Consider the following 13992-nt stretch of genomic DNA (forward strand, 5'->3'; position numbering starts at 1 on the left):
GTCGGCGCTGACCGCTCAAGCCCCAGCGGGCGCAACCGGCGCCCTGACATCGAGCCGATCGCCTACCCTCCGCCGTCATGATCGAGCAGGAAATCGACCATGATGCCCTGGTGTTGCTCGTACATGTCCGTTCCGTTGCCGGTCACGCAGCCGAGCTTTCGGGCGGCTGCGATGAAGGACGGGACTTCGGGCCTTGTGATCACGCAGCCGCAATAGGCCGACGGCGCAAGGCGCGTCACATCGACCGGCAGCGGATCGCCGTCCGTCATCCCGGCCGGGGTCGCATTGGCGACGAAGTCAAAGCCCGCGGGATCCGCCGTGCCGATCCGCACAGCCGACCTGCCGAGCCCGTTGAGCTGTCCAATCAGGGCGTCGCGGCGCTCCGTCGCGCTGTCATGAATGGCAAGCTCGCTCACGCCGGCCTCGACCAGCGCAAGTGCAATCGCCGATCCCGCGCCGCCGGCCCCGACCAGAAGTGCCCGCATTCCCCTCGGGTCTATCCCCTTCGCCCGCGCCGCGCCGACAAAGCCGAGGCCATCCACCATGTCGCCGTGCCATGAGCCGTCGGCACGTCGTCGCATCAGGTTCACGGTGCGCAGGAAATGCGCGCGCTCCGTCGCACTCGTGCAGGCCCGGTAACAGGCAAATTTGTGCGGGATGGTGACGACGATGCCGTCGAGATTCTTCAGGCGCGTCGCGACGGAGAGGAAGTCGGGCAGATCCGCCGGCGCGACCTGAACGGGCATGAGAATTCCATCGTGCCCCCGCGCAGCAAAGGCGGCCGTCACGCCCGCGGGCGAGCGCACCTGCGCGATGGGATCGCCGATGATGACGTAGAGCCGCGTCGCGCCTGTCGGCGGCGGGATCATGCGGTTTGAGCCGGAGCCTGCGATCCGTCCCCCTCTCCAGCAGCTTCTGAAGTCAATTCCAGCCCGGCCAAATCGCCTTCTCTGCGCCATTTGTCGAGCAGCCGCAGGAACGCCACCGGCCCGCGCCAATACTGGCTGTTTCTTGCCGCGATCGGATCGAGCACGCCTTCATTGTTGTAATAACCGGGGGTGCATTCGGCGAGATAGGTCTGCCGGCCGAGCGCGGCTTTCACGACCTCCGCGACCCAGGCGTTCTCGGCGGCAAGCGTCGGCTCCAGCGTCCGGGCTTTGCGCTTGCGCGCTTCGGCGATCACATAGGCGATGTGCTGCGACTGCTCGTCGATGATGTGCGGGAAGTTGGCGCTCTGGCCCGCCTGCACCGTGACGATCAGGAAGCAATTCGGGAAGCCGCGGCTGTAGAAGCCGTGCATCGTCTTGACGCCGTCGCGCCAGCGCTCGGACAGGCTGATGCCGTCGCGGCCATAGACTTCGAAACCCATGCGGCGGGCGTAGTCGGTGCCGACCTCGAAGCCGCTGGCATAGATCAGGCAGTCGAGCTCATAGGGCTTGCCGGCGACCACGACGGCATTCCCGGTGATACGATCGACGCCCTGCCCCTTGGTGTCGACCAGATGCACATTGGGGCGATTGAAGGTGTCGAGATATTCGTCGTGAAAGCAGGGCCGCTTGCAGAACGCCTTGTACCAGGGTTTGAGCGCCGAAGCGGCCGCTTCGTCCCTCACGATCGCATCGACGCGGGCGCGGATCTCCTCCATCTTGCGGTAATCGGCCTGCTCGATCACCTTCAGCGCCTCCTCCATCGAGGTCACCGGCTGCGGCTGGCGGCGCGGCGCCAGCAGGATCTCGCCGAGCAGGCCGGTCCAGCCGTCCTGCACCAGATCCTGTTCGAACGGCTCGCCCGAGATCACCGCGGTGAAATTGTCCATGCGCTCGCGCTGCCAGCCGGGCTTGAGGCTCTGCGCCCAGACTTGATCCGTCGGCCGGTCGTCGCGCACGCCGATCGCGGAGGGCGTGCGCTGGAAGACGTAGAGCTCCTTGGCCGACCGGCCGAGATGCGGCACGCATTGCACGGCGGTGGCACCGGTGCCGATGATGCCGACGCGCTTGCCGGCTAGGCCGGTGAGTCCACCTTCGGCCGTGCCTCCAGTGTAGGCGTAATCCCAGCGGCTGGTGTGGAAGCTATGTCCCGTGAAGCTGTCGATGCCGGGAATGCCCGGCAGCTTCGGACGGCTCAGCGGACCACCGGCCAGGATGACGAAGCGTGCGCTGATGCGATCGCCGCGATCGGTCTCGACCAGCCAGCGCGCCTCCGGCTCCTGCCACTCCATCCGCGAGATCACGGTTTGAAACAGGGCACGCTCGTACAGACCAAAGTGACGGCCGATGCGGCGGGAGTGTTCATGGATCTCGGGCGCCCGCGCGTATTTGCGCACCGGCATGTAGCCGGTCTCTTCCAGCAGCGGCAGGTAGATGTAGCTCTCGGTATCGCAGGCGGCGCCGGGGTAGCGATTCCAATACCAGGTGCCGCCGAAATCGCCGGCCTTTTCCACAATGCGGAAATCGTCGATGCCGGCCGCGCGCAGACGCGCGCCACAAAGCAGACCGCCGAAGCCGCCGCCGACGATGAGCACCTCGGTCTGTTCGCTGACGGCCTCGCGCGCAAATCCGGGATCGGCCCAGGGATCGTCGAGATAGCGCCCGAACGCGCCGGTCACCTCGACATATTGCGCCTTGCCCTCGGTGCGCAGGCGGCGATCGCGCTCGTCGCGATAGCGCGCACGAAGTGCGGCAATGTCGATGGTAGATCCGCCGGCTGCACCGGTCTTGTGTCTTTCCGCTGACATCGACTTCCTCCACGGCGAACGCTGCTTCGCCGGCAGCTCACCTCACGTTAGCCCTTAAAAAGTGACGCACGCAATCGCGTCTGCCGTTTTTTGCGTGAACGCCGCGTGACGTTCCGCTAACCTTCCGCGCAAATCACAAGCTTGCCATGCAACGACATGGCGATCCGGAGGAAACCATGCAGGGATTGATGATGGACATGCCGCTGCTGATCAGCGGTCTGATCCAATATGCCGCCGACTATCACGGCGAGGCCGAGATCGCCGCGCGCGAGATCGAGGGCGACATCCATCGCTACACCTATGCGGACGCCCATCCGCGCATCCAGCGCATGGCGCTGGCGCTCCAGCGGCTCGGCATGAAGAAAGGCGACCGTGTCGGCACGCTGGCCTGGAATACCCACCGTCATTTCGAGATGTTCTACGCAGCGCCGGGCATGGGCTACGTGCTGCACACGATCAACCCGCGGCTGTTTCCCGAGCAGCTCGTCTACATCGTCAATCACGCCGAGGACCGGCTGCTGTTCATCGACCGCGCCACGCTGCCGATCGTCGAAGCGATCGCGCCGCAATTGAAGACGATCGAGGCCTATGTCGTGATGTCCTCGCGCGAGCGGATGCCGGAGACGAAACTCGCCAACGTCCATTGCTACGAGGAGCTGCTGGACAAGGAGAGCAACGCCGGATTTGCCTGGCCGGAATTCGACGAAAAGTCGGCGTCAACCATCTGCTACACCTCGGGCACGACGGGCAATCCCAAGGGCGTGATCTACTCGCACCGCGCCGCGGTCCTGCAGACCATGACCTGCTCAAGCTTCGATTTCCTGCCGGGCCACGTCGAAGGCGTGCGCGAGGTGATGATGCCGATGGCGCCTCTGTTTCACGGCAATGGCTGGAACATGCCGTTCACCGCGCCCTATACCGGCTCGAAGCTGGTGCTGCCCGGCCGTAATTACGAGCCCGACAAGCTCTACGAACTGCTCGAGGGCGAGAAGGTGACGCTGTCGGCGGGCGTGCCGAGCTTCTGGTTGATCCTGCTCGACTGGCTCGGACGCACCGGCAACAGATTCTCGACACTGCGCGCGACGCTGTCGTCCGGCTCGGCGCCGCCGCGCGCGATGGTCGAGAAGCTCAAGCGCGACTACGGCATCGACTACATCCAGGCCTGGGGCATGACCGAGGCGCTGGGCTGCTCGATGCCAAGCTTGCGGCCCGGCTCCGAGCATCTCAGCGAGAAAGAGATATTCGACCGGCGCCAGGTCTCCGGCCGCGCCTGTTTCGGCACCGCCTTGCGCATTGTCGACGACGGCGGCAACGAACTGCCGCGCGACGGCAAGAGCGTCGGCCATTTGCGTGCCCGCGGTCCGTGGGTCGCCTCCGGCTACATGAAGCTCGACGAGGGTCTCGACCGCGACGGCTGGCTGATCACCGGCGACATGGCCGTGATCGACCGCCAAGGCCACGTCACGCTGACCGACCGCTCCAAGGACGTGATCAAGTCCGGCGGCGAATGGATCTCCTCGATCCAGCTCGAGGACGTCGCCCTGTCGCATCCCGATGTGCTGCAGGCCGCGGTGGTCGCCATCAGCCACGAGAAATGGCAGGAGCGCCCCCTGCTTCTCGTGGTCCGCAAGAAAGGCGCGACCGTCGACGGCAAGACACTGCTCGACCACATGCGCCCCAGGATCGCGAGCTGGTGGATGCCGGACGCCGTCGAATTCCTGGACGAATTCCCGATGACCGGCACCGGCAAGGTTCTTAAATCGGCGCTGCGCGAGAAGTTCAGGGAATACCGCGTCGGCTGAACCGCCGCGCGATCGCGCACCCGGCCTGTCCGTCGATCAAGGAGACGAAAGATGCTCTACCCGATGTCGCCCAAAGTCGCCCAGCTCAAGCGCAAGCTCGAAAGCTTCATGGACCGGAACATCTACCCGAACGAGGAGCGCTTCTATCGCGAGGCGGAGGAGCTCGGGCCGTGGAAGGTCTATCCGGTCGTCGAGGAGCTGAAGCCGCTGGCACGCGCCGAAGGCCTCTGGAACCTGTTCCTGCCGGACTCCCGCCACGGCGCAGGCCTGACCAATCTCGAATATGCCCCGCTCTGCGAGGTCATGGGCCGCTCGCATCTCGCGCCCGAAGTGTTCAACTGCTCGGCGCCCGACACCGGCAACATGGAGGTGCTGGAGCGTTACGGCACGGAGAAGGACAAGGAGCGCTGGCTGAAGCCGCTGCTTGCAGGCGAAATCCGCTCCTGCTTCGCGATGACCGAGCCCGCGGTCGCCTCGTCGGATGCGACCAACATCGAGAGCTCGATCGTGCGGGACGGCGACCATTACGTCATCAACGGGCGCAAATGGTACACGACCAACGCGACCGACCCGCGCTGCAAGATCTGCATCTTCATGGGCAAGACCGATCCCGACAATGCGGATCGCCACAAGCAGCAATCCATGATCCTGGTGCCGATGGACACGCCCGGCGTCGAGGTCAAGCGTCCCCTGCCCGTGTTCGGCTTCTACGGCGTGCCCGATCGCGCCTCCGAAGTCGTCTTCACCGATGTCCGGGTTCCGAAGGAAAACATGCTGCTCGGCGAAGGCCGCGGCTTCGAGATCGCGCAGGGCCGCCTCGGCCCCGGCCGCATCCACCATTGCATGCGGCTGATCGGGCTCTCCGAACGCACGCTGGAAAAGATGTGCCGCCGGGTGCGCAGCCGCGTCGCCTTCGGCAAGCCGGTCTCCGAGCAGACGGTGACGCAGGAGCGCATCGCGGAAGCCCGCATCATGATCGAGCAGGCCCGGCTGCTGACGCTGAACGCCGCCTATGCAATGGACACGGTCGGCAACAAGGTCGCCAAAGCCGAGATCGCGATGATCAAGGTTGCCGTACCCAACATGGCCTGCCAGATCATCGACTGGGCAATCCAGGCGCATGGCGGCGGCGGCACGTCGAACGATTTCGGATTGACCCAGGCCTATGCGACCGCGCGTTTACTTCGGCTGGCCGACGGGCCGGACGAGGTGCACAGGAACCAGATCGCGCGGTTCGAGCTGAAGAAATATTCGAACGCCTGAGAGAAGGGCTCGTCAGATAGCTCGGCGCTCTTCGTCCTCGCCTCAGTTCACCATGTAGACGTCGGGATCGGCGCTCGAGCTCGGCTTCTTGAAGGCGTTGCGCAAGGCGCCCGACAGCGGGACGTTGTAGTTGAGGCCGTTCGGCGGCGTCGGCGATTCCAGCCACCTCTTGTAGAGCACCTCGATCTCCGGGCTCGCATAGAGCTCGGCCGTGGCGCGATCGGCGAGTGCCTTGAACGGCGCATCCTCCCGCCGCAGCATGATCCCGTAGGGCTCAGGTTTCGAGAGCGTTTCTTCGCTGATCATGAACAGCGCCGGCTCCTTCGAGCGCGCGATCGCGACCGCGAGCTGAACGTCGTCGAGCGCATAGGCCTGGGCGCGGTCGGTCTCCAGCAGCAGGAAGGCCTCGGCCTGGTCCGTAGCCGGCATGATCTTGATGCCGAGATTGCGCTCGGCGTTGACCTTGGCGAGCTGGGTCAGGTTGACCGATCCCGCCACCGCCGTCACCGCCTTGCCCTTGAGGTCGTCGATGGTGTTGATCTTCGCGGCCTTCTTGGCGGCAAACCGGGTCGCGCTGAGGAAATGCGTGTTGGTGAAGGCGACCTGCTTCTGGCGATCGGCGTTGTTGGTGGTCGCCGAGCAATGCAGGTCGAGCGTCCCGTTGACCATCAACGGAATCCGGTTCGACGACGTCACGGCCAGATAGTCGACGGCGATGTCGGGCATGCCGAGCTGCTTCTTCACGGCGTCCACGATCTTGAGGCAGATGTCCATCGCAAAGCCGACCGGCTTCTGGTTGCCGTCGAGATAGCTGAACGGCACCGACGCTTCCTGATAGCCCAGCGTGATCTTCTTCGTTTCCTTGACCTTCTGGAGCGTGCCCGACAGGTCTTCGGCCGAGGCAGCAGTCGCAAGGCATGTGAGGGCCAAAAGAACGGTGGGAAGACGCATCGGGGACTCCTCAAGGCGATTATGGGCTGCGCCGGCGCGCGGCCGCGCACGGTGTACCCCAGGGCCGAACCAATCGCCAGACGAGGTTCCGACTATCAGCTATCGCGGTTTTATATCGGCCGAGAAAGGGGGCATCATGGCCCCTCCCTATTCGCAGGTGAGCTGCTGCTCGAACCAACCGGATAGTCGCTCAGACAGCGGCGGCCACATCCGCTGGAAATTCGACAGCTTGCCGACGTTGGCGCGGTACATCGCACGCAATTCCTGCTCGATGGCCGGAAGGTCGACGGCTGTGCAGGCACCGTCCCTCACGATCGTCTTGCCCGCAACCACGACCTCCTTCACCAGGGACGCATTGCCCCGCGCGAACAGCAGCGCCATGGGATCGACGGGCATGATCCGGTCGCGATCGAGCCGGTCGAGGTCGATCACGACGTAGTCGGCCGGGTTGCCGGCGACGAGCTCGCCGCTGCCCGGCGCACCGGTGCCGCGACGGCCGTTGCGGATGGCGAGTGCGAACAGCTCGGCGGGCGTCCATGTCGCCTTGAAGCCGAGGCCGCCATGGACCATCTGCACCAGCCGCATCTCGCGCAGGATGTCGTCGTCCTCGTCCAGCGCCAGCCCGTCGACACCGACAGCGATGGCACAGCCGCATTTGTGGGCGGCGGCGATCGGCGCCAGCCCCGAGCGCAGATGCATGTTCGAGCTGAAATTGGTGACGATGCGCGTGCCGGAGGCTGCGATCATCTCGAGCTCGTCCGGGCGGGCGTGGATGCAATGCGCCAGCGTCAGCCGCTCCGAGAGGAAGCCGATGTCGCGCAGCCAGCGCACCATGTCCGGAAAATACTGATCGGCCCAGGCGCGCTGATACACGGTCTCCAGCAGATGCATGTGGATGCGGCGACCGGTTCGCTCCGAATTCTCCGCCACCGCCTCCAGCAGCGGCTTCGAGCACCATTGCACACCGGCAGGCCCGAGCTGCACGTCGACCATGGGGCCGGCGATGGCAGCGGCAATCGCGTCGGTCAGCTCGATATAGGCCGCTGGCGACATCGGCGCGCGGATGAACAGCTCTTCGATGGTCTTGCGGTCATCGCTTGATAGTCCCGATAGCACCGATTCGGCGTCGCCATAGACGATCGGATTCCGGTCACGCACCGCAATCGCAAAGGCGATGCGGATGCCGACGTCGGACGCGGCTCTCGCGACAGCCTTGCCTTCGTCGACCAGAGGCATCGTTCCGCTCGGACGTGTGTAATGCACCATCATGGCGGCGCAGCCGGCCTTCGCCGCCCGCGCCAGCGCGGAGGCCGCGGTCAGATAGGGATCGACCGGCGTGCCCAGCGCGGTCCGCAGGATCCAGCTTTCCAGGGGCATGCCGACCGCGCCGAAGGACGACGCGGTCGCGCGGGCATGATCATGCGCATTGATGAAGCCGGGAATGACGAAGGAGCGAGGGCTGACGGGCCCCGCTCCACCGGAGATGTCAGTGATGACGCCGCCGTCGTGGCGCAGCGTGACGTCGTCGCGGATGGCGCGGTCAGGACCACAGAACAGGCTGGTTGCCGCAATCTCCGTGGCCATGACCGCCGTTACTCCAAGCTAGTTGGCAGTATATACCAGCTCCCGCTCTGCGCGCGGCGGCAGGAACTCGCGGGAAAATACTTCCGCAGGCGTGGGGGCGCGGGCGAGCTGGTAACCCTCGACGATGATCCCGATCGCGCGCGTCATGCGGTCGTCCTTGATGTCGCCGATGCCGATCTCCTTCATCTCCGGGGAGACGATCAGCTTGTCGAAGGAATATTGCAGCCGGCGCTTCTCGACGGCGACGTCGATCAGATTGTCATAGTTCAGTGCGGCCTTCATGCCCGCATTCTGGTCCTTGGCGACCGCGATCGCGCCCTTGTTGATGGCGCGCACGAGGCCGGCAACGGCCTTCGGATTCGACGCGAGCAGCTTCTTGGAGACCATCACGCCGTTGGAATAGAGATCGAGGCCGTATTCACCGAACGAGAACCATTTGAAGTCCTTGTCCGGATCCTGGCGGTTGAGCACGAGGTTGAAGTAGCTGGTGATGTTGAAGACCAAGGCTGCGTCGATGTCGCCCTTGATCAGCATCGGCTCCTGCAGGTTCGGCGCCATGTTCGAGATCTTGATCTTCTCGCCGTCGAGCCCGTTCTTGCGCGTGAACACCGGCAACAGCCGCGTCGTCGGCGTGCCCTGCGCGCCGCCGAGCGTGTGGCCCTCGAAATCCTTGATGGTGTTGATGCCGCTGCTGTTCTTGGCGACGATCGCAAACGGCGGCTGGTTCCACATCATGTAGACCATGACGGGGGCGTCCTGCGGCTTGGTCGAGGCGTTCTGGATGATGGCGTTGACGTCGCCGAAGCCGGCGTCATAGGCACCCGACATGACGCGCGTGACGGTCGCGCCGGAGCCTTCGCCCTGGTCGATCACGACGTTGAGGCCTTCCTCTTTGAAGAAGCCGTTGTCCTTGGCGTAGAAGAACGCGGCGTCGCTGCCCTGCGTCTTCCAGCCAAGCGTGAACTTGATCGTGGTGTCCTCGGCCGTGGCGACGCCCGTGGACAGGGCCAATCCCAGCAGTGCGGCAGTTGCTCTTCTCAACATCGAGACCTCCTCAAGCTTCGTTGCGTGACGGTTCAGAAATTCAGATCAAGTGGCGATGACGTCGTTCTTGCGCGTGGCCCATCCGGTGACCCGCCCCTCGATCAGCGAGAACACGACGTAGAGCGCGACGCCGAGGGCTGCGAGCACGAACAGGCTGGCGAACACCAGCGGCACGTTGAAATTGGACGAAGCGGTCATCATGACGTTGCCGAGGCCACGGTTGGAGGCGACCGTCTCCGACAACACCGCGCCGACGAAGGCGTAGGAGATCGCGACCTTCAGCGAGGCGAAGAAGAACGGCATGGTCCTGGGCAGACCGACATTCCAGAGAATGTCGAACTTGCTGGCGCCGAGCGCCTTGAGCACGTCCTCGAGCTCCGGCTCGGTGGTCGCAAGGCCCGTGGCGATGTTGACGACGATCGGGAAGAAGCAGATCGACAGCGCAGTCAGCACCGCCGGCACCGTGCCGGAGCCGAACCACAGCACGAAGATCGGCACCACGGCGACCTTGGGGATCGAGGAGAAGCCGATCAGGAGCGGATAGCAGGTGTCATAGGCAGTTTTGGAAACGCCGATGATCGCGCCAAGGGCAACGCCGAGCGCGACGCCCAGAACGAAGCCGAACATCGTGGTGGCGAGCGTCTGTACGATATGCGGCCACAGCACGGGAAAGCGCTGGTACAGGGTCACGAACACCTGCGACGGCCGCGGCAGCACCAGATCCGACATGCCGGTCGCGAGACAAAACAGCTCCCAGCCGACGAAGAACAGCACGATCAGTCCGGCGGACCACGCCTTCTGCCTGATATCAATTCCCGACATCTCAGCCTGTCCCCCGCTCGGCCGCGCCGCGCGCATCCTCGATGAAGGCGCGCAGCTTCTGGTTCAGCGCGACGAAATCCGGCTCGAACGTCATGGCGACGGTGCGCGGCCGCGCGAAATCCACACGGCTGTCGTCGAGAATGCGGCCCGGTCGCGCGCTCATCACGCAGATGCGGCTGGCCAGGAACCCGGCCTCGCGCAGGTCATGGGTGACGAGTAGCACCGTCGGCTTGTGCGTCATCCAGAGGTCCTGCAGGATCGCCCACAGTTCCTCGCGGGTGAACTGGTCGAGCGCGCCGAAAGGTTCATCCAGCAGCAGCAGGCGCGGCTCGTGGATCAGCGCGCGGCAGAGATTGGCACGCTGGAGCATGCCGCCCGAGAGCTGCCAGGGAAAGCGGCTGCCGAAGCCCTTGAGGCCGACCTGCTCCAGCAGTGCATTGGCCTTGTCGCGGAACCCGGTCTTGCGCAGCCTGCGGAAGTCCGAGCGAAACGGCTCGACGATCTTCAGCGGCAGCATGATGTTCCGCTCGATCGTCATCCACGGCAGCATGGTCGGGTTCTGGAAGGCCATGCCGACCCGCAGCGCCCGCGCCGCGACCTCGCGGCCGCCGACGATGACGACGCCGCCGGTCGGCTGCACCAGGCCGCTGACGAGACGCAGAATGGTCGATTTGCCGCATCCGGATGGGCCGACCAGTGCGACAAACTCACCGTCGGCGATCCGCAAGCTGGTCTTCGACAGAGCCGGCACGGCGCGATCGCCGCGCCCGAAGGTCACCGACGCCTCGGACAGCTCGATGGCGGCGGGGCCGGAGCCTTCGGGAACTGGCTGGCCGTCAAACTGGACGTTAGGTTGCATGCGCATCACAGCCAAAGTGCATGCAAGCTGAATGCCAGTCGCCGATCTCCGAAAAATCCAGGGCGTAGCCGAAAGGTGCGCGAGATGGCGGGATTTGATTTAGGCAATCCGCGCGCCAAACTGCATGCAATTGGAGCGCCGGTTTGCCAAAATGCTGTGCTAAAGACAGAAGAAGTCCCGCTCCATGGATTCGCCGATGGCCGCTCGCGCCTCCCACAAGACTTCCGAATCGTCCGACAAGGTCAGCGTGATCTGCCGCGCGCTGCGGCGCGCGATCATCGAGCAGGCGCTGGAGCCCGGCGCCAAGCTGCCGGAGGATTCACTCGGCGAACGGTTCGGCGTCAGCCGCACCATTGCCCGCCATGCATTGGGGCAGCTCGCCGCCGAAGGCCTGGTCGAGCTCCGCCGCAACCGGATCGCCGTGGTGGCGACCCCGAGCTGGCAGGAGGCGCGCGATGCCTTCGACATCCGCATCCAGCTCGAGGGCCTCGTCGTCCGCCAGCTCGCGGGCAAGCTGACCAAGAGCCAGATCGCGGAGCTGAACGACCATGTCGACGCGGAGGACCGCGCGCGCGGCGGCACGGATGCGGTCTCGATCCGGCTCGCCACCGAATTCCACATCCTGCTCGCGCAGATGACGAGCAGCCCGATCCTGGTGCGCTATGTCAGCGAAGTCGCCTATCGCTGCTGCCTGACGCTGTCGCTCTACAGCCGGCCGCATTCGACCGAATGCGCGATCAACGAGCACCGCGCCATCATCGCCGCGCTCGCCAAGGGCGACGGGGCCAAGGTGATGGACTTGATGCATCATCATCTCGATTCCGTGGCCAGTCGCGCGCTGGTGGCTCCTGCCCCGCAGCGCGGCCGCGACCTGCTCGATATTCTCGCGCCCTATGCCGACGAGGCGACGAGCGATCGCGTCGTCAAGCTGCCGAAGGTGGCACGCCGCTAAAGCGCAATGCATTGCGCTTTAGCCTTCTTCATTTGCGCATGATCTTGTCGGAAAACCGTTGCGCACTTTTCCGGATCATGCGCGTGCTAGGCTTCAATCCCGCGCTGGACCAGAATGCGCTCGGCGCTGTCGTTCCAGACGTCCATCTTCACGATCTGCCCGTCCCTGACGACAAAGCGATCGACATAGCGGTTGCCCTCGAACGGGGTGCCGTCGATCCACTCGCCATAGAGCGTGCCGACGCTATAGACGACGGTCTCATCCGCGCCCGGACAGACGTCGAACCGGTCCATCTTCTTCTTCACCCAGCGATAGCGTTTGGCGTTGAAGCCGGTCGGCCCGCACGGATGATCGAACTCGCGCCCGCCGGTAAACGTGATCAGTGTCCCGGGCTTCATGTAGGCCGCGGCGGCATCAGGATCGGGTATCATCGAGGCGGTGAGATAGGCTTCCACGATCTCGGCGTCGGTCATCGGGCGTTCGGCTTTTGCAGGGGCGGACATGGCGGGTTCTCCGGGATCTCGATAGTCTACAATTCGCGCGCCAAACTGCATGCACATTTTTTGAACATTTTGGGCGCATTACTGCACACAATCTGGAGCTGCCCGCTTCCCCAGCTTCCGCTAGGTTACCACAGCTGAATCCGACGCCATGACCACGCAGACCGCCTTCGACCTGATCTTCCGTAACACGCTGTTGCGATCATCCGCCGCACCCGTCGATATCGGCGTGAAGGGTGGCCGCATTGCTGCGATCGAGCCAAAGCTCGCCTGCGAGGCCGTCGAGGTCGATGTCGGCGGGCACCTTGCCCTGCCCGGCTTCGTCGATACCCACATCCATCTCGACAAGGCCTGCCTGCTCGGCCGCTGCGGGCACGACCACGGCAGCGTCTCGGAGGCGATCCGCGCCGTTGCCGGGATGAAGAAGGATTTTACGGTCGTGGATGTCTACGCGCGTGGCGCAAAAGTGCTCGAGCGCGCGATCGTGCACGGCACGACGCGGATGCGCACGCATGTCGAGATCGATCCGCGCATCGGCTTGCGCGGCTTCGAGGCGGTCAAGGCGCTCAAGCGCGACTATGCCTGGGCGGTCGACCTGTCGCTCTGCGTCTTTCCGCAGGAAGGCCTGACCAACGATCCCGGAGCCGAGGAGCTGCTGATCCAGGCGCTGCGTGAGGGCGGCGAGGCGATCGGCGGCTGCCCTTACATGGACACCGACCCGAATGCGCACCTCGCGCGCATCTTCGATCTGGCCCAGGAGTTCGACGTCGATGTCGACCTGCATCTGGACTTCGACCTCGATCCCTCCTGGTGGCATCTCGATGAGGTCTGCCGGCAGACCGAGCGGCGCAACTATGGAGGGCGCGTCGCGATCGGCCACGCCACAAAGCTCTCGGCCCTGCCGCCGGAGCGGATGAAGGCGGCCACCGCGCAACTCGTCAGGGCCGGTGTTGCCGTCACCGTGCTGCCGGCGACCGATCTCTATCTGATGGGACGCGAAGCGACCCACAACGCGCCGCGCGGGCTGACGCTTGCCCACAAGCTCGCCGGCAACGGCGTGCTGTGCTCGGTCGCGACCAACAACGTGCTCAATCCCTTCACGCCGTTCGGCGATGCGTCATTGCTGCGCATGGCGAATTTCTACGCCAATGTCGCGCACGCCTCGGTCAGCGATTTCGACACCTGCCTCGATCTGGTGACCGAGCTGCCGGCGCGGCTGATGAACCTCGGGGATTACGGCATCAAGGTGGGCAACCCCGCCGATCTGATCGTGCTCGATACCCGGGACAGCCGCTTCGCCATCGCCGAACTGCCGGACATCGTGATGGGCTTCAAAAGCGGCCGGCAGACTTTCGCGCGGCAACGGCCCACTCTGTTCCGCCCCGGCCGCTGACCCGCTGTCGGCGCATATCTGCATTGAAGCGTGGCGGATTGCCGCGCCATTTCAGTTCGATGTTACCGCTGATCGTTCTCATATTCCG

General features: G+C 64.7%; 12 protein-coding genes. 4 read left to right on the forward strand and 8 right to left on the reverse strand.

The window, feature by feature from the left end:
- Window positions 1-62: 62 nt before the first annotated feature.
- Both NR187_RS14355 and NR187_RS14360 read right to left on the reverse strand, forming a co-directional pair.
- Window positions 63-869, reverse strand: a complete 807-nt coding sequence (locus tag NR187_RS14355; RefSeq protein ID WP_256806844.1) for a shikimate dehydrogenase — start codon at window positions 867-869, stop codon at window positions 63-65.
- Entirely contained in the window at window positions 866-2734 is a 1869-nt protein-coding gene (locus tag NR187_RS14360) for an NAD(P)/FAD-dependent oxidoreductase (RefSeq protein ID WP_211383388.1), read from the reverse strand. The genes NR187_RS14355 and NR187_RS14360 overlap by 4 nt, the downstream gene beginning before the upstream one ends.
- A 176-nt stretch (window positions 2735-2910) precedes the next feature.
- Between NR187_RS14360 and NR187_RS14365 the strand changes: the two genes are divergently transcribed.
- Both NR187_RS14365 and NR187_RS14370 read left to right on the forward strand, forming a co-directional pair.
- On the forward strand, window positions 2911-4536 hold the full coding sequence (locus tag NR187_RS14365; RefSeq protein ID WP_256806847.1) for a long-chain fatty acid--CoA ligase: 1626 nt from the start codon (window positions 2911-2913) through the stop codon (window positions 4534-4536).
- Between the two features lie 51 nt (window positions 4537-4587).
- Window positions 4588-5799 carry an acyl-CoA dehydrogenase family protein gene (locus NR187_RS14370; protein WP_256806849.1) on the forward strand — a complete coding sequence of 404 codons (1212 nt, stop codon included), beginning with the start codon at window positions 4588-4590 and terminating at the stop codon, window positions 5797-5799.
- Between the two features lie 42 nt (window positions 5800-5841).
- On the opposite strand, the gene NR187_RS14375 is transcribed toward NR187_RS14370, so the two are convergent.
- The 5 genes from NR187_RS14375 to NR187_RS14395 form a co-directional block, all read right to left on the reverse strand.
- Window positions 5842-6750 (reverse strand): amino acid ABC transporter substrate-binding protein, encoded by a 909-nt coding sequence (locus tag NR187_RS14375; protein WP_256806851.1) that lies wholly within the window; start codon window positions 6748-6750, stop codon window positions 5842-5844.
- A 147-nt stretch (window positions 6751-6897) separates the two neighbouring features.
- The gene (locus tag NR187_RS14380) at window positions 6898-8334 is read right to left on the reverse strand and encodes an amidohydrolase family protein (protein ID WP_256806853.1); all 1437 of its coding nucleotides are present in this window, start codon (window positions 8332-8334) and stop codon (window positions 6898-6900) included.
- 18 nt (window positions 8335-8352) lie between these two features.
- A complete protein-coding gene (locus NR187_RS14385; RefSeq protein ID WP_211383383.1) occupies window positions 8353-9378 on the reverse strand; it encodes an ABC transporter substrate-binding protein in 1026 nt (341 codons plus the stop codon).
- 45 nt (window positions 9379-9423) lie between these two features.
- A complete protein-coding gene (locus NR187_RS14390; RefSeq protein ID WP_211383382.1) occupies window positions 9424-10200 on the reverse strand; it encodes an ABC transporter permease in 777 nt (258 codons plus the stop codon).
- Window position 10201: 1 nt separating this feature from the next.
- Complete coding sequence (locus NR187_RS14395) at window positions 10202-11059, reverse strand: ABC transporter ATP-binding protein (protein ID WP_256806855.1); 858 nt, start codon at window positions 11057-11059, stop codon at window positions 10202-10204.
- A gap of 196 nt (window positions 11060-11255) precedes the next feature.
- Here NR187_RS14395 and NR187_RS14400 point away from each other — a divergent pair, with 196 nt between their 5' ends.
- Window positions 11256-12011: a GntR family transcriptional regulator gene (locus tag NR187_RS14400; protein ID WP_256806857.1), complete on the forward strand. Its 756-nt coding sequence runs from the start codon at window positions 11256-11258 to the stop codon at window positions 12009-12011.
- Between the two features lie 86 nt (window positions 12012-12097).
- On the opposite strand, the gene NR187_RS14405 is transcribed toward NR187_RS14400, so the two are convergent.
- Complete coding sequence (locus NR187_RS14405) at window positions 12098-12514, reverse strand: nuclear transport factor 2 family protein (RefSeq protein ID WP_256806859.1); 417 nt, start codon at window positions 12512-12514, stop codon at window positions 12098-12100.
- A gap of 148 nt (window positions 12515-12662) precedes the next feature.
- Between NR187_RS14405 and NR187_RS14410 the strand changes: the two genes are divergently transcribed.
- The gene (locus tag NR187_RS14410; protein WP_256806861.1) at window positions 12663-13904 is read left to right on the forward strand and encodes an amidohydrolase family protein; all 1242 of its coding nucleotides are present in this window, start codon (window positions 12663-12665) and stop codon (window positions 13902-13904) included.
- The last annotated feature ends 88 nt before the right edge of the window (window positions 13905-13992 follow it).

Origin of the sequence: Bradyrhizobium sp. Bra64, from assembly GCF_024519875.1 — a bacterium.
GTDB lineage: Bacteria > Pseudomonadota > Alphaproteobacteria > Rhizobiales > Xanthobacteraceae > Bradyrhizobium > Bradyrhizobium japonicum_G.